The sequence below is a fragment of the Adlercreutzia faecimuris genome (genome assembly GCF_022669055.1).
In the GTDB taxonomy this organism is placed as follows: domain Bacteria; phylum Actinomycetota; class Coriobacteriia; order Coriobacteriales; family Eggerthellaceae; genus Enterorhabdus; species Enterorhabdus faecimuris.
This window is the reverse complement of record NZ_JAJMLW010000001.1, coordinates 336,675-361,168: the sequence shown is the minus strand read 5'-3', so window position 1 is coordinate 361,168 and position 24,494 is coordinate 336,675. Positions and strand designations below refer to the sequence as shown.

The following is a 24,494-nucleotide window of genomic DNA, read 5'->3' as shown; positions in this document are numbered from 1 at the left end:
TCATCGTCGAGCCCACCAGCCGTTCTCCCCCGCGACGCGCCCGCCGGCGCGCGAAATCGACCGCGCCAGTTCACCGCTTCTTCACGGAGGTAAAAAGGCGCCGGCGTGCCCGTTTCAAAGGGTATACTTTTCAGGCACGTTCGCTAAACAATCTCAAGGTTAGCGTCGCGCGTACTTCGGGAAGTTGTCATTCTTCTAACGTAACGAGGATGTTTACATGGACATGGGCGAGATCTACCACTTCCTCTTCGAGACGATGCCGGGCATCGGCTGCCTGATCGGGGCCGGCCTGGTGCTGAGCGTCATCGCGTGCGTCATCATGGAGCGCCGCACGCGCAAGCAGTTCAAGAACCACGAGAAGACGGAAGACGACTGGTCGCTGTTCGACGACGATGATGAGGAGGAGAACTAGCATGACCGCTGAATCCCCTGCCTGCGAGGGCACCGAGGGCGCCTCGGCCGAGGGCGCCGGCCTGCGCCTGTACGAGCGCGAGGGCGCCTACATCCCGCGCGTGGCCGCCGTGCACGACCTGTGCGGCTACGGAAAGTGCTCGCTGGGCGTCGCCATCCCCGTGCTGTCGGCCGCCGGCTGCGACGTGTGCCCCGTGCCGACGGGGCTGTTCTCGTCGCACACCGCCTTCCCCGGCTGGTACATGCACGACACCACCGACATCCTGGCCGACTACCTGGCCGCGTGGCGCGGCATCGACGTGGACATCGACGCGGTGTACTCCGGCTTCCTCGGCGCGCCCGAGCAGGTCGACATCATCCGCAGCCTGTACGAGACGTACCCCGGCGCCCTGCGCGTGGTCGACCCGGTGATGGCCGACCACGGCAAGGTGTACCCCACCTACACGCCCGAGCTGTGCGACGCCATGGCCGAGCTGGCCTGCGGTGCCGACGTGCTCACCCCCAACCTGACCGAGGCCGCCATCATCCTGGGCGAGCCCATCGGCGACGACTGGGGCGGCACCGACATCCCCGACGAGGAGGCCCACCGCCTGGTGCGCGCGCTGCTGGCCAAGGGCGCCAAGCACGTGGTGCTGAAGGGCGTCAAGCGCCAGGGCGAGGACGTGGTGCGCAACTTCGTGGGCAGCCAGGGAACCGACGAGATCGTGGAGGTCTCCAACGAGTACCTGCCCTACCTGCTGCACGGCACGGGCGACGTGTACGCGTCGTGCCTGCTGGCGGCGCTCATGGCCGGGCGCACGCTGGCCGAGGCCGTGGCCTTCGCCGGCGACTTCGTGCACGACGCGATGATCGTGTCGGCCGAGCAGCCGCACTTCCAGGAGCGCGGCGTGAGCTTCGAGCCGCTGCTGGGCAAGGTGACCGCGCTGCTGTAGGCGCGGCTGACGCGTGACGCGAAGGGCCCCGGCGCACTGCCGGGGCCCTTTTTGCGTGCGAGGGGAGCGCTACTCGGCGGCGGGCGCGGCGTCCTCCTCCAGCGCGTCCCATTCCTCGGGGGCCCAGCGAGCACGGTCGGGCACGCCCATGAGCGCCAGCACGATGCCGACGCAGCCGGGCAGGAGCGCGCCGGTGAACGCCGTCGGCTCGGGCAGCCACGAGGCGCCGCCGCTGGCCAGGCCGGCGGCCACGCACGCGCCCGTCACCAGGATGGCGGCGGCGGCCACCGCGCCCAGGATGTCGAAGGCGCGCGTGCCGCGCACGCACAGCAGGCTGTAGGCGCCGGCTGACAGCACCCAGCTGGCCGCGACGCACCAGGTCTGCGGCATCGCGAGCGTCGTGACGAGCGAGGCCTGGGGATCGAACCCGGCGAAGCGCAGGTTCACCCACGGGTTCCACCCCGACAGGTCGCATGATCCCAGGCTCGCCAGAGCGAGCGCCGTGAACACGCTGAACAGGCTGGAGAGCAGGGCCTGGCCGAGGGGCAGCAGCGCGCCGGCCAGCACAGGCGCCATTCCCGCGAAGCCCGCCGCGCCGGCGAGCGGCTGGACGAGAGCGCAGAGCGCCGGGGGCTCGCCCTCGCGGCCCAGGCCGCGCCACCACACGATGCTCAGCGCGATCACGGCCAGGCCCAGCAAAAACGCCCCGCTCAGGAAGAGCGCCGCGCCCAGCAGCACGAAGGCTCCCAGCGCCGCCAGGTGCGGGCGGATGGCCGCAGCCAGGGCACCCGCGGCGACGAGGCCCCAGAACAGCGGCGCGCAGGAGGTCGCCAGCCCGTAGGCCGCATCCGGCGCGCCCAGGCGCACGTTGGCCAGGGCCAGCGCCACCACGAGCGCGGCCGCGCCGGCCGAGAGCACCCGCGCGATGACCGAGCCGCCGCGCGGGCCCAGGCGGTCGACCAGCGGGACGGCCGGGGGCCGCGGCGCCGGGGGCTCCTCGGGCTCGTCGGGCTCCACCTCGCACACGATGTCGGCGAGCTGCCGCTTGCCGCGGCGCGCGCTGCCCAGCAGCGGCTCCAGCTCGTCGGCGAGTTCCTCCACCGTGTCGTAGCGCTCGTCGGGGTCGGGGTCGAGGGCGCGGAACATGATGTCGTCGGCCTGCTGGTCGAGGTCGTCCCAGCACAGCGACGGCAGGACGAGCTCGGCTTCCTCGATGGCCTCCTCGGCCTCGTCCAGGTCGCGGGCGAAGAAGGGGTTGTCGCCGGAGAGCATCTCGTAGGTGAGGCTGGCGAGCGCCCACTCGTCGGTGCGCTCATCGAGGGGCTCCTGGCGCATCTGCTCGAGCGGCATGTAGCCGATGGTGCCGCCGCCGGCCGTGCCCTGGCCGCTGGCGTCCATGAGGGTGGCCAGGCCGAAGTCGGTCACCTTCACCTGGCCCTGCCGGTTGACGATGACGTTGTCGGGCTTCACGTCCAGGTGCAGCACCTCGTTGCCGTGGGCGGCCTTGAGCGCGTGGGCGATGGAGGTGAACACGGCGGCGATGATGTCGAGGGTGATGTCGTCGCCCTGCTCGCGCATGATGCGCGCGAGGGTCTTGCCCTCGATGTACTCCATGATGACGTAGGCCACGCCGTCGTGGACCTCGCAGTCGTAGACGGTGACGATGTTGGCGTCGGACAGGTGCGCCGCCGTGCGCGCCTCCTCCAGCCCGGGGATGTGGTCGAAGAGGTCGTCGTCCTCGAGCTCCGGCTCGGCGTCGGCGTCCTCGTCGGCCTCGAGCGTGGCGGGCGGGCGGGCGGCGGCGTCCTCACCGGCGGCCGCGCCGATGACCCGCAGCCGCGGCGCATCTGCGGCGGGTTCGTCCTCTTCCTCGAGGTCGTCGAAGTCGTCGGCGGTGAAGTCGCCTCCCAGTGACGGGGCCGCATGCCGCGCATGGGATCCGCGTCGACCCGACCGCGCCCGCGGCGCGTCGTCGGCGCGCAGCTCCCGGCTCGCATGGGCGCCGCGCGGCACCCAGTCGTCCTCGTCGTCCCAGTCGTCGGCATCGGCGGTGTCGTCCCAGCCGTCATCGCGCGCACCGGCGTCGGCGGCGGCGTCCGCGCCCGCGTCGTCCCACGCGTCATCCGCGGGGAGATCCTCCCACGGCGCCACGTCCTCGGGCCCCACGGCGCGCACCGCCGCGACGTCCGCCCGTGCAGCCGAGGCGGCGCCCCGCGGGGCGTCCGGCAACGCGGGCGCGACGTCTTCGCCTGCGTCTTCCGCAGCCTCCTCGGCGGACGCCAGGGCGTCGGCCATCTTGGCCTCCATGGCCAGCAGGCGCGCGCGGGCCACGTCCGCCTCGGACAGCTCGATGCACTTGATGGCCACGTCGCGCTTGAGGCGCGTGTCGTAGGCGTGCTGCACCGTGCCGTATCCGCCGGATCCGGCCTTCTCGATGATGCGGTACCGGTCAAGTATGAGCTTCTGGCGCGCCATGGGGCGGCCTGCCTTCCCTGTTGCGTATCTGCTGCGTTTCCGCCCGCTTCCGGGCGTGGTTTCGATAGGCTGCATCCTATCACACCGCGGCCGCCCCCGCCGGGCCGCACGACGCGGGCGCGCCGAATGCCCACAGGCCCGGGTGAGGCACGGGCGCAAGCGAGAAGCGGGCGCGGACGAGGCGCGGGCGCGACGCGGACGGCGCAGACATACCCGCAGGCCGCCCCGAGGTGCGGCGCGGGCGCGCCCCGGGGCCTCGCCGGCTCGGAGTGTTTCACGTGAAACATCGGCTTCGGCGCGCTGCGACCCCGCGCAAGGAGGTATTCGCCGAAATTCCCCCTTGCGCGGGGTCGGGCGCTGGGGTAACATATCCTTCGCTTTCGGCGCAAGCCGAGGCCACCCAGTGCGGGTGTGGCGGAATTGGCAGACGCGTACGGTTCAGGTCCGTATGGGGGCAACCCCATGAAGGTTCAAGTCCTTTCACCCGCACCACTTGAGATGAGAAGAGCCCGGGAAACCGGGCTCTTTTTGTTTGCGCGCCGCGCCGGCACCGCGCTCTACCAGCGCAGCGTGATGCTCAGGCGGTCTTCGCGGACGGCCGCCGCGACCTCCATCTCCATGGCCCGGGCGAGGCTGGCCACCACGGCCAGGCCCAGGCCGGCGCCGCGGTCGCCACGGGCGTCATCGGCCCGGTAGAAGCGCTCGAACAGGCGGGCAGCATCGATGGCTTCCGGGTCGGCCACGGCGTTCTCGAACGTGATGGCGCGCCCCCGCTGGCGGATGGAGGGCGCGGCGACGCCGTAGCGCAAGGCGTTGGACACCAGGTTCTCGAAGATGCGCGCCAGGGCGTCGGGGTCGGCCTCCAGGGTGACGCCCTCGTCCTCGAAGCTGACGACGGGATCCCAGCCGCGCTCCTCGAAGGCTGGGAAGTGCCCCGCCAGGATGCCGGCCAGCAGCGGATGCGCCTTGACGGGCCGCAGGTCGAGGTCGACGTCCGGATCGTTGGCACGCGCGTAGGCGAAGAGCTGGTCGAGCAGCGCGCCCATGTCGTCCAGGCGCGCGGCGGCGGCCTCCAGGTAGTACGCGCGGCGAGCGGCGTCGGGCTCCTCGGCGGCCAGCTGCGCGTAGCCCTTCGCCCCCATGAGCGGCGTGCGGATGTCATGGGAGAGGCTGGCCAGGTCGCGCTGGAAGTCGCGCTGGGACGCCTGGGCGTCGCGACGCTCCTGGTCGGCGCGGTCGAGCTCGGCGTTCACGGCGCGGGCCAGCTCCGCGAACGGGCGGCCCGGCATCTCGGTGGTCAGGCGCGCGTTGGAGCGCGGGCCGCGCGTCCGCAGGAACGACGCCATCCGGTGCACCTCATGCCCGTAGGCAGCCGCCACGGCCAGCCCGCACGCGGCCAGCCCCGCCAGCGCCAGCGCCAACCCGATCATCCGCCACCTCCCCCATCATCCGCCGCATCCCGCGCGCGCCACGACGCGCCGTGCCGCCGCGCCTCGCGACCCGCGCGCAAGCGCCTGGCGGCTCGCGATGTTTCACGTGAAACATCTGCCCCTGTTCCCGGCGTTCATGCGGGACGACCGCTTCCCTTCCCTATTCTACAGGTCGCGTCTGCGACAGGCAGCCAGCGCCACCGTCGCGCAGACAGCCAGCCACAGCGCCAGCACCAGCAGCGCCGACGCGCCGCCCGAGACGCCGGCGAAGCCGAGGGCGCCACCGGGCGCGGCCAGGGCATCGGCGCCGCGGCCCAGCATCTCCACGGCGCTCGAGGGCAGCCATTCCGGCACGGCCCCCAGCCAGGGGATCACACGCGCGAAGTACCCCAGCAGCTGGATGACCAGCGCCGCGAGGAAGGTGGACGACACCACGAGCGCCTCGGCGATGGCGGCGCCCTTGCTGCGCGTGACCCACACGGTGAGCGCGGTCAGCCACCCGTAGGCCGTGGCCGCCATCCACGTCAGCAGCAGCCACGCCAGCAGGCCGCCGATGCCCTCCGAAAGCGGGAAGCTGAAGCCCGCCACCGCGAAGGAGGCCGCGCACGACGTCGCCAGCACCGCCAGGAACCAGAGCGCCACCAGCGCGACCAGCAGCAGCTTCTCGACGTAGTAGGCCGTGCGGCCGCGGCGGCCCATCGGGAGGTTGCGAACGAAGCGCGTCTCGAAGTCGGACGCGAGGAACAGCGCCGTGATCAGCGATGTGACGACGAGGAGCAGGCCGCCGGCCATGAACGAGCCGAACAGGGCCGTCACGCCGGAGAACCGGCGCATCTCGGCCGTCACCGCCTCGAAGTCCTCGGGCGTGGGCGCCGCGCCGGCCACTGCGACGAGCGTGCCGTCGGGACTCGCGCCGAGGACGGCGCCGTCGTCTGCGCCGACGGTGACGAGGCCCGTGGACGTTTCCTCGAAGCGCATCTCGTCGCGCACCTCGTCAGCCGTCATCTGCTCGGTTTGGGCGTAGAACGCCAGGAACTCCGGCTGCGACACCCAGTTCAGCATCGCGGCCGACAGGGCCATGCATGCCACCAGCACCGCCGTCATAACCCACAGCGCCTTGCCGCGGATGAGGCGGAACAGGTCGGATCTCAGCAGGTTAAGCACGGTGCCTCCCCTCCATCAGCTCGACGAAATACTCCTCCAGGTCGCGCCGGCGGGGCGAGAACTCCAAGATGACCTGGCCCGTCGCCTTGAGCGCCTGGGCCACGGCCTCGGTGTCGTAGTCGCCGGACACGATGATGGCCTGGTCGGGCTCGACGCGGTAGGTCGCCGCGGGCAGCGCCTCCTGGAGCCACGCCAGGGTGCGCGCCGGATCGGTCGTGCGCACGCGCAGGCTCTCGCCGCATTCCGCCTGCACCTGCTCGGCCGTCATCTCGCGCACCATCGTGCCGTCGGCGATGACGCCGTAGCGCGTGGCCATGCGGTCGAGCTGGTCGAGCACGTGCGAGCTGACCACCATGGTGACGCCGAACACCTCGTTCAGGCGCACGAGCAGCTTGCGCAGGGATCGCGTGCCCTCGGGATCCAAGCCGTTGAACGGCTCGTCGAGCAGCAGCACGTCGGGGCTGCCCAGCAGCGCCAGGGCCAGCCCGAGCCGCTGCTTCATGCCGAGCGAGAGACCCCGGGCCTTCTTGCGCTCGGCGTAGTCGAGGCCCACCAGGCGCAGCACCTCGTGGCAGCGCTCGGGCGCGTCCACGATGCCGATGGCGAGCGCCTTGGCCATCAGGTTGTCGTAGGCGGACAGGTTGGGAAGCAACGCCGGTTCCTCGATGAGCGCGCCCACGCGGCGCCCCAGGTCGTTCGTCGCCACGCCGGTGGCCGCCTCGCCGACGGGCGCCTCGTCCGCGAACAGCCGCACCTCGCCGGCCGTGGGCGTCACCACGCCGCAGATCATCTTCATGACGGTTGACTTGCCCGCGCCGTTCTTCCCGACGAACCCGTAGATGTCGCCCCGCGCGACGGTCATGTCGAACCGGTCGACCACGCGCCGGCCGCGGTACTCCTTGGCCAGGCCGCGCACCTCGATCACGCTCATGCCTCTCCTCTCGCCTACCTCTTACCCTAACGAGTATCGCCGAGAGAAATTAAGAACCTCGTGGGTAATCATTAAGAAACCTTGAGGATCGAAGGGCCGCCGCGCCCGTGACGGCCGCCGCGCGCAGCGGTAGCGCTCTCCGGTTCGGGCGAGCCTCCCCTCGCGCAACCACCCCTTCCCCACCGAGTGTTTCACGTGAAACACTCGGCGCAGTCGACCGCGATTTCCGCGAGCGGGCTCCTAGAGCGTGATCTTGAAGCCGAGACCCCAGACGGTCTGGATGTAGGCGTCGGTGCCGGAAGGCCGCAGCTTGTGGCGCAGGTTGGAGACGTGGACGTTGACGGTGCTGTCCTCGGTGGCGTAGGGCTCGCCCCAGACCGTCTCGAACAGCTCCTGCTTGGTGAAGACGCGTTTGGGATGGCTGGCGAGCAGCTCCAGGATGTTGAACTCGGTGCGCGTGAGGGGCACGTCGGCGCCATCGACCTCGAGCGTGCGCGCGGCGCGGTCGACCTGCCAGCGGCCGAGGCGCAGGATGCGGCCGTCGGCGACGGGGGCGGGCGCGGCGGAGCGCCCCGCAGCGGACGGGGCAGCGCCGCCGACAGGCGCAGACGCGGCGGGGGCGAAGAAGCCGAGCGTCGCAGACGCGGCGGGGGCGCCGGTCGCAGGCGTCGCGGACACGCCGGGGGCGCCCTCCCCGGCGGCGCGCGCGGCGGCCTCGCAGCGCGCGGCGCGGTGGCGCAGCTGCACCTCGATGCGCGCGGACAGCTCGTCGAGGTCGAAGGGCTTGGAGAGGTAGTCGTCCGCGCCCAGCTTGAGCAGGTCGACCTTGTCGGCCGGGGCGGTGCGCGCCGACACGACGATGATGGGCGTCGCCGCGTCCGACGCGCGGATGAGCGCCACCAGCTCATCGCCCGGCATCCCCGGCAGCATGAGGTCGGTCACCACCAGGTCGAAGCGGTCGCGTTCCAGCAGCAGCCGCGCCTCGGTTCCCGAGAACGCGCGCGTGCAGCCGAAGCCGCGGCGCGCCAGGTGGTCGGCGACGATCTCGTTGATGGAGGCGTCGTCCTCGATAAGCAGAATGCGGGCGCGCGGGACGCCGACGGCCTGGGTCATGGTTCTCTCCCTCATCTCTTCGGGGCCGCCCCTGATGATAGCAAACAGGCGCCCCCCCCCCGGTCAAGGTCGGCGGCCCTCCCGGCCGAGCCAGCGGCACCGGCACAGCGGGGAACGCCCACGCGAGCGCCGCGGGGAGCAAGCGCGGGCGCTCGCGAGGGCGCGGGCGCCGCGGAACGCAAGCGCGAGCGCTCGCGCGGGCGATAGCAGCGCAGCGCGCGAAATGTTTCACGTGAAACATTTGTGCGATTGTGCGTGACATTGCGACAAAGTAGAGGGTTCGAGCAATCTCGCACGACAAAGGGAACACGGACACCGCGTCCACCGCGGGACGCAAGTGCGGGTGCCGGGGGACGCAAGCGTGGTCGCCGCGGGACGCAAGCGCGGGCGCTCGCAAGGGCACGAGCGGCACGGCATGCGGAGTGTTTCACGTGAAACATTCCGCGCATGCAAAGGCTCGCCTGAGTTGGGCGGGGCCTTCTTGCGTATCGGGATTTGCGCGACGAGCCTTCGAGCCTTCGAGGCGACGCTTGAGGCGACGCGCGGAGCGGCGCCCGGGTCGCCCGGTGCCGGGCGGCGGACTAGCGGGCGTGCTTGCCGCGGGGGGATTCGGCGGCCTTCTTCTTGTGGCGGAAGAGGCCCGTGGACGAGGCGGCCTCCACCTGGACGGGGATGGGCTCCTCGTCGACCGGACGCGCGGCGGCGTTCGGCTGGGTCATTGGGCGGTGGCCGGCACGGGGCTGCAGCGGCGAGGACGGGTTGCCCTGCGCGTAGCTGTGGGGCTGGCGCGCCACAGAGGCGTCCACCTGCACGTAGCCCGAGTTTGCGGGGTTGCCGCCGCGCCCGCCGCGGGGCTGCGACGACTGGCGGCCGTTCGCGCGGGGGTTCTGCCAGGGTCGCGCATCGCCGGCGCGGGGAGCCCGGGCTGCCTGCGCGGCACGCTGGGCACGCGAGTCGCCCGCCGCCTGCGCGGCCCGCTGGCCTCCGCGTCCGTCGCCAGCCGGATGGCCGGCCCGCGGGTCGCGTCCCGGGCGGCCGCCCTCGCGCTGGGGCTGGCCGGAGCGGCCCGCCTGCGCCTGCATGCGGGCCGCATCCTGCTGCCCGCCCTGCCGGCTGGCACGGGGATCGCCCGCCTGGGCGCCGCGACGGGCCACGCGGGGATCCCCCGCGGCCGCGCCCTGCGCCGCGGCCTGGCGCGCCTGGGCCTGGGCGGCCGCCGTGGCCTGGCGGGCCACCTGGCCGCGCTGGCCGCGGGCGCCGCGACCCACCGGCCCCGTCCACTGCTCCATGGGAACCCCGCCGGTCTTGTCCATGCCGCGGGGAACGCTTATCTCATGTGCGCTCTGGGCATCGCGCGGGGCACGGCCGCGCAGGGGGCGCTTCCTCCCCTGCTCCATGGCCTGGGCACGCTCCTGCACCCAGGCGGCGAAGGCCTGCTCCTCCTCGGCCGCGGGGCTCGGCTGTCCCGCAGGACGCCCGGCAGCACCACCCGCCGCGCCGGCGCCGCGCGCCCCAGCGCCGGCACCCGGCATCCCGACAGCGCCCGCACCCGCCGCCGGCTGGGCCGCGCGAACGCGATGCGAGCCCATCTCGGCGTTCTGGGGCACGCCCACGCGCGCCGCGCCGGGGTTCTGCTGCCCGCGGCCCGGGGCGCCGCCCGGCGCACCACGACCGGCGCCCGCTCCCGGGCCACCCGCTCCGCCCGGCCCGGGCCGCCCGGCCCCGCGACGGGGGCCGCCGCCCTGGGCGACGCGCTGGCTCACTATCACCTGCATCTCCGCCACCTTGCGGCGCTCGACCTCGAGCCCGTCGACCACGCCACGGGTGCGCCGGTCGATGGCGATGATCCACCCCACCAGGATGACGATGATGACGGCCAGCACGAGCAGGCCGATGGCCACCAGCGCGAACGGCGAGAGGTTGAGCGAGGACAGGAATGAGGACACAGATGCTCCACTCTATGGGATGACAAACCTCCGAAAATCATAGCCAACCGGCGGTTCCTTGTCCATGACCGTCTTGGGCGGCAGGGGGCTTAATCAGGCCAGGACATCCCCGTTCACGGAGAACGTGACCACCTCGAACGGCAGGTCCTTCCCGCTGCGCGCCAGCGCCTCGGCCGCCGCGCGCTCCAGGCCGCCGCAGCACGGGACCTCCATGCGCGCCACCGTGACGCTGGTGATGAGGTTGGCCTCGATGATGGCGGCCAGCTTGTCGACGTAGCTGCCCTCGTCCAGCTTGGGGCAGCCGATGATGGTCACCTTGCCGCGCATGAGGCGCTCGTGGAAGGACGCGCAGGCGAACGCGGTGCAGTCGGCGGCGATGAGCAGGCCGCGGCCCTCGTAGTACGGCGCCTGGACGGGCACCAGCTTGATCTGGGCGGGCCACTGCATGAGGCGACTCGGCAGCTGGTCGAGCTGGAAGCCCGTCGCCTCGGCCGGGACGGCGACCACACGCTCGGAGGCCGCCGGCGCAGACGGGGAGGCGCCCATGCCGCCGCCCAGCTCGCGGGCGCGCGACCCGGGGCAGCCGCCCGCAGCCGGTCGGGCGGACGCGGCATCGGCGGCGTCCTCGACGCGCAGCTCGGCCGCCTGGCGCGCGGCCAGGTGCGCGACGACCGCGGCCTCGTCGTAGGCGTCGGCCTCGCGCTCGATGAAGGTGATGGCGTCGGTCGGGCACGCGGGTAGGCAGTCGCCCAGCCCGTCGCAGTAGTCGTCGCGCAGCAGCCGCGCCTTCCCGTCGACCATCCCGATGGCACCCTCGTGGCACGCATCCACGCACAGGCGGCAGCCCGTGCACTTCTCCTCGTCTATTTCGATGATCCTTCTAATCATGGAAACTCCTTCCGCAGGCGCTCGCCCGTTCCGTATATTTCCCGGCGAGAATAGCATTTACCAGGGAGAACGCAAGCTGCGCACAGAGTCTCCGTGAATATCCCGTAGGAATGCCGCACAAGAGAAGGAAGGGAAGAGAGGGAAGAGGAGGAAGAGGGAGAGGGGCGGGCGCGCGACGCGGGATCCTCGCACGCGAGTGCGACACGGGCCCTCGCGTCCGCGCGCGGCGCGGGAATGTTTCACGTGAAACATTTTGCGCGGCGCCCCGGAGGGGCTCGCACGAGCAGGAGGGCGCTACCGATGCGCGCGATATCCGTCACGACCCGGCAAGCCCCCGGCGCGCTTGCGAGGGGGGCAGACGCGAAGGCGCTAGGCGCCGGCTTCTTGGGGGTCGTCGGCGTCGTCGGGCCAGACGAGCTTGGGCTTGCGCGCGGCGGCGCGGCCCTCGGCGATGCGGGCGGCCACCTGCGCCTCCACGTCCTCGATGCCCTGGATGCCGCGGACGAGCACGTCGGCGCCGCCCTCCGTCTCCGCGGACTCCTCGGCGACGCGGCGCGAGCGCGCCACCCGGCCCTCCACCACGCGGATGCGTCCCACGGGCAGCGGATCGTCGTCCGCCGCGCGCGCCGGCGGCATCACGGCCGCCCCGGCCATGCCGGCCCCCGCGCCTCCCGCGGCAGCCGCCGTGCTCGCCCCGGCGGCGCCCGCGCCACTCATAGCACCCGCCCCGGCGGCACGCGCACCACTCGGCGCACCCGCCCCGGCGGCACCAGCACCGCTCGCCGCGCCCGCCCCGGCGGCGCCCGCGCCACTCGGCGCACCCGCCGCGGCGCTGCTCGGCGTGCCGGGGGCCACACCGGCACCCGACACGTCGGCGGCTACGCGGGCGCGGGTCGCGGCACGCGCGACCGCCGGGTCGGCCACGGCCACCGGGGCCACGTCGGCCACGGCGGCGGCCACGGCCCCGGCCGCGTCGGCCACGGCGGCCGTCGGCGCCTCGCCGCCCAGCATCGCCGCATGGTTCTTCGCGCACTCGGGGAACCTCAGCATCACGCGCGTCCCCTTCCCCAGCTCGCTTTCCACCTCCATGCAGGCGTTGGGCCCGAAGAAGCCCTTCATGCGGTCGTGCACGTTCTTCACGGCGATGCCCAAGCCGGTCTGCGACTCGGGGTGCATGATGTTCTGGCACGCCTGCTCGCTCATGCCCACGCCGTCGTCGCGCACCTCCACCACCACGTCGTCGCCGTCCACCTCGGCCAGGATCGACACGGTCAGCTTCCCCTCCAGCGGCATGGCGTGCTTCACCGCGTTCTCGACGATGGGCTGGATGATGAACGGCGGCACCAGCATGTCCTGCAGCTCGGGCCCGGCGCCGACATAGAGCGCCACGCGATCCTCGCCGAAGCGCGCCACCTCGAACGAGAAGTAGCGCATGGTCTGCTCGATCTCGCGCGAGAGCATGATGCGGTCGGTCGAGTCCTCCAGCGTGCGGCGGTAGAACACGGCGAACTCGCGCAGCATCGTGCGCGCCTTGGCCGGGTCGGTGCGGATGAGCGAGGCGATGGTGTTGATGGTGTTGAACAGGAAATGCGGGTTGATCTGGCTCTGGAGCATCTTCAGCTCCATGGACGTGGCCAGCTTGCGCTGCGTCTCCATCTCGACGGCGGCCATCTGGGTGGACAGCAGGCGACCGAACCCCTGGGCGATGGACTTCTGCGTCTCGGTGATCTTCTTCCCGTTGCGGTAGTAGAACTTGAGGCTGCCCTCCACCTTGTCGCCGACGAGCAGCGGCACGATGATGGCGGCCTTGATGGTGGCGTTAGGCGGGAACCCGATGTCCTCGGCCGTGTAGAGCACGTGCATGGTGGCGTCGGCCATGGCCTCGTGGGTGGCCTGGGTGCGGATGATGCTGCCGGCCGGGTTGTCGGCCTCCTGGAAGCCGGCGTAGCCCAGGATGCGGTCGGTGTCGGTGATGGCGACGGCCACCGCGGCGGTGCTCGGCAGCAGCAGCGCGCAGATGCGCTGGGCGGCGTAGGGGGTCATGCCCTCCTTCATCAGGTCGAGGAACTGGCTGGCCAGTTGGAGCATGTCGTCGGACTGGTGGGCACGCACCGAGTCGGGATCCATCAGCAGGCGGATGACCGTCACGATGGACAGGGTGAACACCATGCCCGCCACGATCATCACCACGACCGACACGTTGGGCGACAGCACCGTCCACAGCATGGCCAGCGCTGAGAGCGCCGCCAGCGTGAAGGCGAGCATCTCCAGGTTGAACAGCCGCGGGTAGCGGTACTGGTTGTTGGCCGCCTCGCCGGAGGCGTCTTTCAGGGTGGCCATGGCTCACTCCTCGGGAGGGTCGGGGCGCGCCGCGCTCACGGGGGCGAGGCGACGCGGACGGTGCTTAATGCAGCGCGACGAGGCGCTCGCGCGCGTTTCCGCCACTATAGCAAAAGCGCACGCGGCGAGGAGCCGCTAGAGGGCGCCGGCCTGGTTGAGGACGAGCATGACGGCGCCCACCAGGAGAAAGCCGCTGAAGATGAAGCGCAGCGCGCGCTCGGGGACGTGGGGGATGAGGCGCGCGCCCCAGAGCGCGCCGGGAACCGAGCCCACGGCCACGGCCGCGGCGACCATCCACTCGACGTTGCCGTAGAGCGCCTGGGTGACGGCGGCCGGCGCGGCCAGCAGCGCCACGGCGATGAGCGACGTGCCCGAGGTCAGCTTCATAGGGATGCGGAACAGCGACACCATGAGCGGAACCATGACGAAGCCGCCGCCCAGCCCCACGTAGCCCGAGGCCACGCCGGCTATCGCGCCCACGCCGACCCCCAGCGCCAGCTGGCGCCGCGTCATCCGCGGCACGCTCGGCACCGCGGCGCTCGCACCCGCAGCCGCCGCCTTCCCCTCCTTGGGGGCCTTGATCGCCTTCTTGAACATGGTGATGGCCGAGTACGCGATGACGGTGGCCGCGGCCACCATGATGGCCCAGTCGGGCGACACCGTCGCCAGCCACACGCCCACCGGCGAGGTGAGCGCGCCGCCCAGGCCCGCCGCCACGCCGAGGGCCGGCACGCAGGTCTTGCGGCGGATGTGCCCGATGGCGCCCGATATGGACGTGGGGATGATGGTCACCAGCGACGTGGCCGTGCTGACAATGGGCTCGAGCGCGTAGCCGAGCTTGAACAGCGGCACCAAGATGGTGCCGCCGCCGATGCCCAGAAGCCCCGACAGCACGCCGACCGCCAGGCCGACCGCGAGCGACGCCAGCAGCGTGATGAGCGGGTCCACGGCGCGCTACTCCGCGATGTTCAGGCGGATCTCGCTGGTCATGCCCGGGTCGAACGACTCGGGCCGCGCCCCGCGCGCGGCGTCGCCGGCCGCATCCGCCCCGGCCGCCACGGCCGCGTTGTGCAGGGCCGACCGCAGAAGCGCCTCGCTCAGCGCCTCGTCGCCCTCCAGGCGCGCCATAGCCTCGGGCCAGGTGTACTGGAACTCGAAGTACTTGGCGCAGTTGCGCTCGGCGTAGGTCTGCGCCTCCTTGCGGGCCGCCTTCGCGGCGCGGCGGTAGGCCTTCTTGTCGGGCAGCACCAAGCTGCGCAGAAACGCGGTGATGCGGATGCGGCGCGTGAGCCCCGCCTCCAGAAACGGCCCCGGGTAGGGCTCGAGCGACTTGGGCTTCACCTGCTGCAGGTCGATGAGCGCGCGGCTGTACTCCAGCTTGCGGTACTCGTAGATCCAGCGGAAGATGTCCTGGCGGAAGCGGTCGCCCTCGCTCGAGGACTTGGGCGGCAGGTGGCGCAGCACCCAGTCGTTGTCGAACCAGATGTCCGATCCGTACATGCGCAGGTCGAGCATGTAGTCCAGATCCTCGCCGCGGGTGATCCACGGGTCGAAGGCCAGACGGCGGAACGCCTCCTTGTGGACGGCCAGGCAGCCGCCGCACACGTGGTTCGACCGCGACAGACGCGGGCCCCTCATCGCCTTGCTGATCCACTCGTTGAAGGCGCGGCCCTGCTGCCAGAAGCGGTTGTACCAGGCGTCTTCCCACTTCGACAGGTACGACCCCTGGTCGTTGAGGTAGTAGCCGGTCTTGGCCAGGATGGGGATGCCCTTCTTGGTGAGCTTGCCCAGGCCGTACATGGCGCGCTTGAGGAAGTCGGGGTCGTCGACCACCTCGTCGTCGTCCAGGAACACCACCGCGTCGAAGCCGAACGCGTTGGCCACCACCAGGCCCAGGTTGCGCACGGCGCCGTAGCCCGACAGCCCCACCTCGCGGCTGAGCTTGCCGATCTTGAGCTGCTCCATGCGCTGGCGCACGAGCGCCAGCTCGGCCGCGCCGATGACCAGCACGTTCAGCGCCGGGTGCTGGTCGACCACAGCCTGCACCTTCTCAGCCGCCTGGGCCTCGAAGGGCGACTCGGCGGCCACGAGCACCACCACCAGGCCCAGCCCGCGCACCTTCTCGAGCGACGCCAGGCAGCGGCCCAGCTCGCCGGGGTCGCCCAGCGGCGTCACGTGGTCGTAGGTGGCGATGGCGTTGGAGCCGGGGCGATGGCGGCGCCCCGCGATGAACGTCGGGATGATGACGACGGGCTGCATGCAGCTCCTTCCCCGTGCTTGGTCGTGGTCGTTCGTGACAGATAACCTTCGTATTGTACCCATCATTTGTGGAGCCCGCATCAACGCCCCGCGCGGCGGCCCCTCTTGGCGTGGCCGGACTTCTGGTAGGCCTTGCGCGCCTTGGATATGCGCACGTGGGACGCCTTCTCGCCCTGGGCCCAGCGCGCCTGCTCGCGGCGCTCGCGGATGTCGGCCGTCTCTTGGCGCAGCGCCTGGTAGGACGCGAGGCGCTCGGGCGCCAGCTCGCCGGCCTCGACGGCGGCGCGCACGGCGCATCCGGGCTCGTCGCCGTGGCGGCAGTCGCGGAAGCGGCAGCCCTCGGCCAGCGCCTCCACGTCGGCGAAGGCGGCGCCGATGCCGGCGTCGGCGTCCCACAGCCCCAGGCCGCGCACGCCGGGCATGTCGACGATGCGGCCGCCGCCGGGCAGCTCGATGACCTCGCGGCTGACGGTGGTGTGGCGTCCCTTGCCGTCGCCCTCGCGCACGGCCGCCGTCTCCTGCACCTCCTCGCCCAGAAGCAGGTTCACCAGGCTCGACTTCCCCACCCCGCTGCGGCCGATGAGCACCGCCATCGACCCGGCGGGGACGAGGGCGCGCACCGCCTCGGCGCTGGACGGGTCGGCCGACGACACGACGATCGTCTGCACGTCGGGCCCGGCGATGGCCCGCACCTGGTCGCTCACGGCGCGCACCTGGTCGTCGTCGGCGGCGAGGTCGGCCTTGGTCAGCACGACGGTCACGGCGGCGCCCGTCTCGTAGGCCAGCACCAGCTCGCGCTCGAGCCGGCGCCGGTTCACCTCGGCCAGGGGCTGCGCGACGATGACGCGGTCGAAGTTGGCGGCCAGCACCTGGGGCACGGCGCGCTCGGTCGGGTCCTTGCGCACGAAGGCGCGCTCACGCGGGAGGATGGCCTCGATGATGCCCATGTCGTGCTCGTCGGGGGCCGACACCTCCACGCGGTCGCCGATGACGGCGCGTACCTTCTCGCCCTTGACCAGCGCCGTCGCGTGCTCGCAGCGCAGCTCGCGCCCGTCGGCCAGCCGCACGAGCGGGAACCCCCGGTCCAGCTTCACCACCTCGCCCGCCAGGGGCGCGCCCGCGGCGCCGGCGTCGCGGGCGACGGGCGCCTCCCGCGCATCCTCGGCACCCGAGCCCGAGCCCGGGCACGGCGCGTCGGCGCCCTCCCCGGGGCGCGGCTCGCGCCCGTCGGGCGCGAGAAGGTCATCGCGGCGCATCTCCTCCACGGCGGCCCCCTAGCGCTGGCTTTCCCACAGGCGGTAGAACACGAGGATGAGCACGAGCCCCAGCCCCACCATCACGGCGCCGGGGATGAACCGGGTCGGGTCGAGCTCGTCGGGCAGGTCCTCGCCCTTCTTCACGACGCTCAGGTGGTCGGCGTGCAGGTCGGTCAGTCCCTCATGCTCGGGACAGGTGAGGTGGAAGGTGCCGCGCACCTGCACCGTGGTGCCGCGCACGCCGTAGGCGCCGTAGCGGTCGATGGCCTTGGTGGCCACCTTCGTGGTGAACACGGGGATGTCGGCGCCCGAGCCGTCGACGGCCTGGAGGGCTATCCAGCAGTTGGGCGCGTTGAACTCGGCGTTGATGCGATCGCCGATGACCTCGCCCACCACCTGCACCGTCTGGTTGTTCAGGTAGGAGTCGGCGCTGTACAGATCGGCGATGGACGTGTCGTAGATGAAGGAGCTGTCAGGCATCTGCTGGGGGTTCACCGCGTTGTCGCCGGGGCCGGCCTCGTCGCCCTCGGCCGCCCATGCCGGCATCCCCGCCAGCAGCAGGGCCGCCGCCAGCAGCAGGGCCACCGCGGCCCAGCGCATCCCGTCCGCCGCACGCGTCGCTCGCGCCGCGGCCTCCGCGCCGCGCGCCACCGCACCCGCCGCGCCACCCGTCGCGCCGCGTCCCGCGCGCCTCACGACGTCTCCTTCCGCCGCGGGATGAACGACGCCGCCACCTCGACCACCAGCGCCAGCAGCGTCACGAACTCGAGACGGCCGGCCCACATCTGGAAGATGTAGAACAGCTCCAGCGACATGGGCATGCCCGACGTGGCCAGGCCCGTGGTGATGCCGCCGTTGGACGTCATGGCCACCGACTCGAAGATGGCCTGGGTGGCCTCGTAGCCGTGCGCGATGCCCACGAGCGCGCCGATGACGTAGGTGACCACGAACAGGATGAACACCGTCATGGCCTCCTTCACGATCTCGGGCGTGAGCACGCGGCGGCCGATATGGTTGTAGGCCACCACCACGCGAGCCGAGTCGGGCGCGAGCGCCTCCTTGATGGTGGCCACCATCGACTTGAAGATGATGCCCACGCGGCTGAACTTGATGCCGCCCGAGGTGGACCCGGCCGAGCCGCCCACCGCCATGATGAGCGCCAGCGTGAGGAAGGCACCGGAGGTGAAGGCCGTGGTCAGCTGGTTGCTCGTGACCACCTGGAAGCCCGTGGTGGTGAAGGCCGACACCACCATGAACAGCCCGCGGCGCAGGAGCGCCGGCAGGTCGGAGAACAGCGGGCCGGCCGACAGCGCCGCGGTCATCACCACGGTCATGACGCCGATCCACAGGAGCATCGTGCGCGTCTCGATGTCGCGGAAGAACATCCCCACGCGCCCCTTCCACACCTCGGCGTACAGCACGAAGCTGATGGAGCCCAGCAGCATGAGGACCATCAGCACGAACTCGATGACGGCCGAGTGGTAGTACATGATCGACTGGCTCATGGGCGCGAAGCCGCCCGTGACGAAGCCCGAGATGGACAGCCACAGCGCCTGGAGGAACGCGCGCGAGGGCTCCATGCCGGCCACAAGGCACATCGACCCGATGACCACGGTCGCCACGGCGACGATCTCCACCGTGATGCCAGCGATGAACTGGGTGGTCTGCACGACGTTGGGCACCACGTGCTCGCTGCGGCCCTCCGAGGTGTAGAGCGAGGCGCCGGCGCGCTTGCCGAACAGCCCGATGGACAGCGCCACCACGATGAGCCCCAGGCCGCCCAGCAGGTGCATCATGAAGCGCAGCATGTTGTCGGCGTTGGACAGGTGGTTGAGGTCCTGGATGACCGTGGCGCCGGTGGTGGTGAGGCCCGACACGCCGTCGAACAGCGCGTCGAGGTAGGTGGCGTAGTGGCCCGAGAAGTACAGCGGCACCGACGCGAACAGGGCGAGGATGATCCACGCGGTGCCCGTGACGGCCAGCGCCTGGCGCCGGCTGAGGCGGCCGGGCTCGATGCGCAGAAACCGCAGGAGCGCGCCGGCCGTGAGCGCCAGCCCCGCGGCGAACAGGTAGCGCGCGGCGGGCTCCCATTCCTGGAAGACGAGCGCCGTCAGCAGCGGGACGACCATCGTCAGCGCCGAGAACAGGATGAGCGTGCCCAGGTAATGGCCGATGACCCGCAGGTCATAGAGTGTGAAGCGCTGCCACATAGGCTAGCCCATCACCACACGCACGAGGGTCATGAGGATGCCGAGCGCCACGATGAAGCACACGAGGGACAGGATCACGAGGATCACCCCGTGGCCCGCCACGAAGAACTCGGAGAGCAGCTGCCGGAAGGTCTGGCCCATGGCTCAGCACCGCCCCCAAGGGTCGGCGCACACGGCGGATATGTCCCGGCAGGAAGGCATAGGGCGTATTCTAGTACAAAGGAAGGGGGCCCATCCAGCGGATGGGCCCCCTTGGGGTCGTGCCGTCAGGTTGCGGCGCGGGCAGCGGCCGCCGCCGGCCGCGAGCGGCGCGGGCGCGGGGCGTCCCGCCGCGGGGCGGGCTAGCCCTCGAGCAGCCCATCGAAGTCGAGCGGCCCCTCGACCGTGCAGGCGTACTCGCCCTCGGCGTCGATGTCGATCAGCACGTGGCTGCCGTCGTGCACCTCGCCGGCGATGATCTTCTCGGCGATGCGGTCCACGATCTGGCGCTGGATGAGCCGCTTGAGCGGGCGGGCGCCGTAGACCGGGTCGAAGCCGTCGATGGACAGGTGCTCCATGGCCGCCGGGGTGACGTCGAGCGTGACGCGGCGGTCGGCCAGGCGGGCGCGCACCTCCTCGAGCTGCAGGTTCACGATGGACTCGATCACGTTGATGTTGAGCTCGTTGAACGTGATGATGTCGTCGATGCGGTTGAGGAACTCGGGGCGGAACGTGTTACGCAGGGCGTCCTGCATCTTGTTGGCGAAGTCGGCCATGCGCTTGGCAGCCGCCTCCGGCGTCATCTCGGCCATGCCGTTGAGCATGTCGCCCATGGTCTCGTTCTGCTCGGCCGAGTGCTCGCGGATGAGCTGCGAGCCGATGTTCGAGGTCATGATGATGATGATGGTGTTCTTGAAGTTCACCACGCGGCCCTGGCCGTCGGTCAGGCGGCCGTCGTCGAGCACCTGCAGCAGGATGTTGAACACGTCCGGGTGGGCCTTCTCGATCTCGTCCAGCAGGATGACGCAGTACGGGTGGCGCCGCACGGCCTCGGTCAGCTGGCCGCCCTCGTCATAGCCCACGTACCCCGGAGGCGCCCCGATCAGGCGCTGGACGGAGAACTTCTCCATGTACTCGGACATGTCGATGCGCACCATGGCCTTCTCGGAGTCGAACAGGTACTCGGCGAGCGTCTTGGCCAGCTCGGTCTTGCCGACGCCGGTGGGGCCCAGGAACAGGAAGGATCCGATGGGCTTGTTCGGGTCGGAGAGCCCGGCGCGGTTGCGGCGGATGGCGCCGGCCACCACGTGCACCGCGTCGTCCTGGCCGATGACGCGCTCCTCCAGGCGCTCGTCCAGGTCGGCCAGCTTCTCCAGCTCGCCCTGCATCATCTTGGACACGGGGATGCCCGTCCAGGTGGCCACGACGGCGGCGATCTCCTCGTCGGTGACCTCCTCCTTCAGGATGGCGCCGTCCTCCTGCTTGGCCTTGACGGCCTCCTCGGCCTGCTGGAGCTGGCGCTGCAGCTCGGGGATGCGGGCGTAGCGGATCTCGGAGGCCAGCACCAGGTCGCCCTCGCGGGTGGCCTTCTCCTCGTCGAGCTGCGCGCTCTCGAGCTGGGCCTTCAGGTTCTGGACGCTGACGATGGAGTCCTTCTCGTTCTGCCACACGGCCTTCTGGTGGTCGAGGGCCTCGCGCGCGGTGGCGATGTCCTGGCGCAGCTTCTCCAGGCGCTCGGCCGAGGCGGCGTCGGTCTCCTTCATGAGGGCCTGCTCCTCGATCTGCATCTGGATGAGCTTGCGCTCGGCGGCGTCGACCTCCTCGGGCATCGAGTCGATCTCGATGCGCAGGCGGCTGGCGGCCTCGTCCATGAGGTCGATGGCCTTGTCGGGCAGGAAGCGGTCGGTGATGTAGCGGTCGGAGAGCTCGGCGGCGCTCACGATGGCGCCGTCGGTGATGCGCACGCCGTGGTGGATCTCGTACTTCTCCTTCAGGCCGCGCAGGATGGCGATGGTGTCCTCCACCGTCGGCTCGTTGACCATGACCGGCTGGAAGCGGCGCTCGAGCGCGGCGTCCTTCTCGATGTACTTGCGGTACTCGTCGAGCGTGGTGGCGCCGATGGCGCGCAGCTCGCCGCGGGCGAGCGCCGGCTTGAGCATGTTGCCGGCGTCGAGCGAGCTGTCGCCGCCCGCGCCCGCGCCCACGATGGTGTGGAGCTCGTCGATGAACAGGATGACCTGCCCGTCGGCGTCCTTGACCTCGCGCAGGACGGCCTTCAGGCGATCCTCGAACTCGCCGCGGTACTTCGCGCCGGCCATCATCGCGCCCAGGTCGAGCGAGACGATCTCACGGTCCTTCAGGCTGGAGGGCACGTCGCCGGCGACGATGCGCTGGGCCAGGCCCTCGACGATGGCCGTCTTGCCGGTGCCCGGCTCGCCGATGAGCACGGGGTTGTTCTTCGTGCGGCGGCTGAGCACCTGGACGGTGCGGCGAATCTCCTCGTTGCGGCCGATGACCGGGTCGAGCTTGCCCTCGCGGGCCTGCTGAGTGAGGTTCTGGCCGTACTGCTCCAGGGCCTCGAACTGGGTCTTCTCGGTCTGGGAGGTCACGCGGGTGTTGCCGCGCAGGGCCTCGTAGGCCTCCTCGATGTTCTTGCGGGTGATGCCCGCCGTGGAGAGCAGCCGGCCCGCGGCGCCCTTGTCCTCAGACAGGGCGATGAGCAGGTGCTCGCTCGTGGCGTAGGAGTCGCCGAGCTTCTCGGCTATCTTCACGGCGCCGTCGATGACCTTGATGAGGTCCTGGCCCGGGATGGGCATGGGAGCGGTGCCGGACTGCTTGGGCATCTTGGCGATGTCGTCGGCCACGTTCTGGGACAGCCAGACCGGGTCGGCCCCGATGCGCTTGATGATGGCCGCGAGGTTGTTCTCGTCGGCATCGAGAAGCGCCTTGAGCAGGTGGATCGGCTCGATGATGGCGGATTCGGCCTCGCTCGCCACGCCCATGGCGCCTTGGAAGGCCTCCTGTGCCGTCAGAGCCAGCTTGTCTAGTCTCATGAGGTGTTTCTCCTTGCTTGGTTTCTATCTGGTCGCGCCGGGCGCGTCGGCCGGCGCGGGTCGGTTCTCGTTAGGGCAACCTGCGCAGCACGGGCGGCAGGTCGCGGGCGCGCACGAGGGACTTCACGTTCTCGCGCGTCTCCAGCTCGTGCACGCGGTCGGCCAGGCGCCGCACGCGCTTGTGCAGGTCGTCGAGCTCCTGGTCCCGCTCGTCGAGGCGCCCCTGCAAGTCCAGGATGCGGATGACGCCGGCCAGGTTGATGCCCTCGCTCGTCAGCTCGCCGATGAGCTCGAGCCGCTCGATGTCGGCCTGGGAGTACATGCGCGTGTTGCCGCTGGTGCGCTGGGGCGTGACCAGCCCCTTCTGCTCGTAGGTGCGCAGCGTCTGGGGGTGCACGCCGGCCAGCTGGGCGGCCACGCTGATCATGTACACGGGGCGGTTGCGGTCGTTTACTGCCATGTTCTCACGTCTTCCTTCGTCGCCGCCAGGAAGTCCTCCATGGCCTTCTTCTGATCCTCGTTCATGTCCACGGGCACCTTCACGTCGACGCGGATCTTCAGGTCGCCCACGCTGCCCTTCTTCTTGAGGTCGGGGGCGCCCTTGCCCTTGACGTTGAGCATCGTGCCGTCCTGGGTGCCCGCGGGCACCTTCACGCGCACCTTCGTGCCGTCGGGCGCGGGAACCACGACCGACGCGCCCAGCGCCGCCTCGGCCACCGTGACGGGGACGTCTACGATGACGTTGGCCTTGTCGCGCGAGTAGTAGGGGTGCTCGCCGATCTTCGTGGTGATGAGCAGGTCGCCGGCCTCGCCGCCTTCCTCGCCCAGGCCGCCCTTGCCCTTGAAGCGCAGCCTGCCGCCGTCCACGGCGCCCGCAGGCACCTTGACGGTCAGCGTGTCGGCCTCGGGCTTGCCCGGGATGCGCACGGTCACGCGCTTCTCGGTGCCCTTGAAGGCCTCGTCGAACGTGACCTCGAGCGTCACGTTCATGTCCTGGCCCTTCCGCGGCATCGGCTGCCCGCCGAACCCGCCGAAGTCCCAATCCGTTCCAAACGCACCTTCGCCGTGGCGAATGCTGTCAAAGATATCAGCCCAGCCGCCGCTGAAGCCGCTGCCGCCGCCGTAGCCCGAGCCGCCGAAGATGTCCTCGACGCTGACGTTTCCGCCACCGCCCCATCCGCGGGGGATCTCGTTCTCGTTCGCGGTGCCGTACTGGTCGTACAGCTCGCGCTTCTTATCGTCGCTCAAGACCTCGTAGGCCTCGTTGATCTCCTTGAACTTCGCCTCGTCGCCGCCCGCGTCGGGGTGATGCTTGCGGGCCAGCTTGCGGAACGCCTTCTTGATCTCGTCCGCGGAGGCGGTGCGTGGAACGCCTAGCGTCTTGTAGTAGTCTGGCGATGCCGCCATACGTTCCACCTCCAAATCGTCATTCTTGAAGAAAGGGCGGACAATCCTGCCCGCCCTTTCGCTTGGTTACTCTGCCGGGGCCTCCTCGGCCTCGCGCTTCGGCCCGCCGGTGGTGACGGTCACCATGGCTGGCCGCAGCACCTTCGTTCCCATCCGGTAGCCCTTCTGGTAGACCTGGGCCACCGTCTCGTCGGGCACGCTCGGGTCGTCCACGGTGGCGACGGCCTGGGCCTCCAGCGCGTCGAAGGCCTGCCCCTCGGGGCTGATGACCTCGACGCCGTCCTTCTCCAGCACGCTCACGAGCTTGGAGTGGACGGCCTCGACGCCGCCGAGCAGCCCCGACTCGCCGTTCGACGTGGCGTAGTCGATGGTGCGCTCGAAGTCGTCGAGCACGGGGAGCAGGCTCTCCACCAGCTTCTCGGTGGCGCGGGCCTTCTCCTGGGCACGCTGCTCGTTGGTACGCCGGCGGTAGGTGTCCCACTCAGCATGCAGGCGCAGGTACTTGTCCTGCCACTCGGCGGCCTCGGCCTTGGCCTGGGCCACCGCGTCGGCCGGATCGGCCGCCTCGGCGGGGGCGTCGCCCTCGGCGATCACCTCGGCCTCGACGACCTCGGCGGGAGCCGCCGGCTCCGGGGAGCCGGCGGTCTGGGTGTCAGCGGGAGTTTCCAAGACTTGGTCCTTTTCGGGCGTCGTCATGGTG

At 71.0% G+C, this 24,494-nt stretch carries 20 protein-coding genes and 1 tRNA gene; 3 read left to right on the top strand and 18 right to left on the bottom strand.

Going from position 1 to position 24,494, the window contains the following annotated elements:
* The first annotated feature begins 217 nt into the window (after positions 1-217).
* Both LPT13_RS01200 and LPT13_RS01195 read left to right on the top strand, forming a co-directional pair.
* Positions 218-412 carry a DUF6724 family protein gene (locus LPT13_RS01200; RefSeq protein ID WP_242162693.1) on the top strand — a complete coding sequence of 65 codons (195 nt, stop codon included), beginning with the start codon at positions 218-220 and terminating at the stop codon, positions 410-412.
* Between the two features lies 1 nt (position 413).
* On the top strand, positions 414-1,343 hold the full coding sequence (locus tag LPT13_RS01195; RefSeq protein ID WP_242162691.1) for a PfkB family carbohydrate kinase: 930 nt from the start codon (positions 414-416) through the stop codon (positions 1,341-1,343).
* A 69-nt stretch (positions 1,344-1,412) separates the two neighbouring features.
* Here the strand turns inward: LPT13_RS01195 and LPT13_RS01190 are convergent, their stop codons facing one another.
* Positions 1,413-3,818 carry a serine/threonine-protein kinase gene (locus LPT13_RS01190; protein WP_242162689.1) on the bottom strand — a complete coding sequence of 802 codons (2,406 nt, stop codon included), beginning with the start codon at positions 3,816-3,818 and terminating at the stop codon, positions 1,413-1,415.
* Positions 3,819-4,223: 405 nt separating this feature from the next.
* Here LPT13_RS01190 and LPT13_RS01185 point away from each other — a divergent pair.
* Positions 4,224-4,310: transfer RNA gene (locus LPT13_RS01185), tRNA-Leu, on the top strand.
* 65 nt (positions 4,311-4,375) lie between these two features.
* On the opposite strand, the gene LPT13_RS01180 is transcribed toward LPT13_RS01185, so the two are convergent.
* The 17 genes from LPT13_RS01180 to LPT13_RS01100 form a co-directional block, all read right to left on the bottom strand.
* Positions 4,376-5,248, bottom strand: coding sequence for a sensor histidine kinase (locus LPT13_RS01180; protein WP_242162686.1), 873 nt, complete (start codon positions 5,246-5,248; stop codon positions 4,376-4,378).
* Between the two features lie 165 nt (positions 5,249-5,413).
* Positions 5,414-6,412, bottom strand: coding sequence for a hypothetical protein (locus LPT13_RS01175; protein WP_242162684.1), 999 nt, complete (start codon positions 6,410-6,412; stop codon positions 5,414-5,416).
* The gene (locus LPT13_RS01170; RefSeq protein WP_242162682.1) at positions 6,405-7,343 is read right to left on the bottom strand and encodes an ATP-binding cassette domain-containing protein; all 939 of its coding nucleotides are present in this window, start codon (positions 7,341-7,343) and stop codon (positions 6,405-6,407) included. Before LPT13_RS01170 ends, LPT13_RS01175 begins: the two co-directional genes overlap by 8 nt.
* Positions 7,344-7,583: 240 nt before the next feature.
* A complete protein-coding gene (locus LPT13_RS01165) occupies positions 7,584-8,456 on the bottom strand; it encodes a response regulator transcription factor (RefSeq protein WP_242162680.1) in 873 nt (290 codons plus the stop codon).
* Positions 8,457-9,037: 581 nt separating this feature from the next.
* Positions 9,038-10,402, bottom strand: a complete 1,365-nt coding sequence (locus LPT13_RS01160; protein WP_242162679.1) for a hypothetical protein — start codon at positions 10,400-10,402, stop codon at positions 9,038-9,040.
* A 93-nt stretch (positions 10,403-10,495) separates the two neighbouring features.
* On the bottom strand, positions 10,496-11,290 hold the full coding sequence (locus LPT13_RS01155) for a 4Fe-4S binding protein (protein ID WP_242162677.1): 795 nt from the start codon (positions 11,288-11,290) through the stop codon (positions 10,496-10,498).
* Between the two features lie 369 nt (positions 11,291-11,659).
* A complete protein-coding gene (locus LPT13_RS01150; protein WP_242162674.1) occupies positions 11,660-13,630 on the bottom strand; it encodes a sensor histidine kinase in 1,971 nt (656 codons plus the stop codon).
* A gap of 135 nt (positions 13,631-13,765) precedes the next feature.
* Complete coding sequence (locus tag LPT13_RS01145; RefSeq protein WP_242162672.1) at positions 13,766-14,578, bottom strand: sulfite exporter TauE/SafE family protein; 813 nt, start codon at positions 14,576-14,578, stop codon at positions 13,766-13,768.
* Positions 14,579-14,584: 6 nt separating this feature from the next.
* Positions 14,585-15,889 (bottom strand): glycosyltransferase, encoded by a 1,305-nt coding sequence (locus LPT13_RS01140; protein WP_242162670.1) that lies wholly within the window; start codon positions 15,887-15,889, stop codon positions 14,585-14,587.
* An 80-nt stretch (positions 15,890-15,969) separates the two neighbouring features.
* The gene (gene rsgA, locus LPT13_RS01135; protein ID WP_430622557.1) at positions 15,970-16,998 is read right to left on the bottom strand and encodes a ribosome small subunit-dependent GTPase A; all 1,029 of its coding nucleotides are present in this window, start codon (positions 16,996-16,998) and stop codon (positions 15,970-15,972) included.
* A 165-nt stretch (positions 16,999-17,163) separates the two neighbouring features.
* A complete protein-coding gene (locus tag LPT13_RS01130; protein ID WP_242162669.1) occupies positions 17,164-17,841 on the bottom strand; it encodes a hydrolase in 678 nt (225 codons plus the stop codon).
* Positions 17,838-19,355, bottom strand: coding sequence for a TrkH family potassium uptake protein (locus tag LPT13_RS01125; protein WP_242162667.1), 1,518 nt, complete (start codon positions 19,353-19,355; stop codon positions 17,838-17,840). Before LPT13_RS01125 ends, LPT13_RS01130 begins: the two co-directional genes overlap by 4 nt.
* A gap of 3 nt (positions 19,356-19,358) precedes the next feature.
* On the bottom strand, positions 19,359-19,496 hold the full coding sequence (locus LPT13_RS01120) for a hypothetical protein (RefSeq protein ID WP_242162666.1): 138 nt from the start codon (positions 19,494-19,496) through the stop codon (positions 19,359-19,361).
* 200 nt (positions 19,497-19,696) lie between these two features.
* Entirely contained in the window at positions 19,697-22,387 is a 2,691-nt protein-coding gene (gene clpB / locus LPT13_RS01115) for an ATP-dependent chaperone ClpB (RefSeq protein ID WP_242162664.1), read from the bottom strand.
* A gap of 70 nt (positions 22,388-22,457) precedes the next feature.
* Positions 22,458-22,847 (bottom strand): heat shock protein transcriptional repressor HspR, encoded by a 390-nt coding sequence (locus LPT13_RS01110; protein WP_242162662.1) that lies wholly within the window; start codon positions 22,845-22,847, stop codon positions 22,458-22,460.
* A complete protein-coding gene (locus LPT13_RS01105; protein WP_242162661.1) occupies positions 22,838-23,794 on the bottom strand; it encodes a DnaJ C-terminal domain-containing protein in 957 nt (318 codons plus the stop codon). The genes LPT13_RS01110 and LPT13_RS01105 overlap by 10 nt, the downstream gene beginning before the upstream one ends.
* Positions 23,795-23,860: 66 nt before the next feature.
* A complete protein-coding gene (locus LPT13_RS01100; protein WP_242162659.1) occupies positions 23,861-24,490 on the bottom strand; it encodes a nucleotide exchange factor GrpE in 630 nt (209 codons plus the stop codon).
* Between the last annotated feature and the right edge of the window lie 4 nt (positions 24,491-24,494).

Excerpts from the sequence above, each read along its gene's own strand:
- LPT13_RS01195 (WP_242162691.1), top strand. The coding sequence starts at position 414 with ATGACCGCTGAATCCCCTGCCTGCGAGGGCACCGAGGGCGCCTCGGCC.
- LPT13_RS01120 (WP_242162666.1), bottom strand. The coding sequence starts at position 19,496 with ATGGGCCAGACCTTCCGGCAGCTGCTCTCCGAGTTCTTCGTGGCGGGC.
- LPT13_RS01140 (WP_242162670.1), bottom strand. The coding sequence starts at position 15,889 with ATGCAGCCCGTCGTCATCATCCCGACGTTCATCGCGGGGCGCCGCCAT.
- LPT13_RS01150 (WP_242162674.1), bottom strand. The coding sequence starts at position 13,630 with ATGGCCACCCTGAAAGACGCCTCCGGCGAGGCGGCCAACAACCAGTAC.
- LPT13_RS01200 (WP_242162693.1), top strand. The coding sequence starts at position 218 with ATGGACATGGGCGAGATCTACCACTTCCTCTTCGAGACGATGCCGGGC.
- LPT13_RS01105 (WP_242162661.1), bottom strand. The coding sequence starts at position 23,794 with ATGGCGGCATCGCCAGACTACTACAAGACGCTAGGCGTTCCACGCACC.
- LPT13_RS01100 (WP_242162659.1), bottom strand. The coding sequence starts at position 24,490 with ATGACGACGCCCGAAAAGGACCAAGTCTTGGAAACTCCCGCTGACACC.
- LPT13_RS01110 (WP_242162662.1), bottom strand. The coding sequence starts at position 22,847 with ATGGCAGTAAACGACCGCAACCGCCCCGTGTACATGATCAGCGTGGCC.
- LPT13_RS01190 (WP_242162689.1), bottom strand. The coding sequence starts at position 3,818 with ATGGCGCGCCAGAAGCTCATACTTGACCGGTACCGCATCATCGAGAAG.
- LPT13_RS01180 (WP_242162686.1), bottom strand. The coding sequence starts at position 5,248 with ATGATCGGGTTGGCGCTGGCGCTGGCGGGGCTGGCCGCGTGCGGGCTG.
- clpB (WP_242162664.1), bottom strand. The coding sequence starts at position 22,387 with ATGAGACTAGACAAGCTGGCTCTGACGGCACAGGAGGCCTTCCAAGGC.
- LPT13_RS01170 (WP_242162682.1), bottom strand. The coding sequence starts at position 7,343 with ATGAGCGTGATCGAGGTGCGCGGCCTGGCCAAGGAGTACCGCGGCCGG.
- LPT13_RS01125 (WP_242162667.1), bottom strand. The coding sequence starts at position 19,355 with ATGTGGCAGCGCTTCACACTCTATGACCTGCGGGTCATCGGCCATTAC.
- LPT13_RS01165 (WP_242162680.1), bottom strand. The coding sequence starts at position 8,456 with ATGACCCAGGCCGTCGGCGTCCCGCGCGCCCGCATTCTGCTTATCGAG.
- LPT13_RS01155 (WP_242162677.1), bottom strand. The coding sequence starts at position 11,290 with ATGATTAGAAGGATCATCGAAATAGACGAGGAGAAGTGCACGGGCTGC.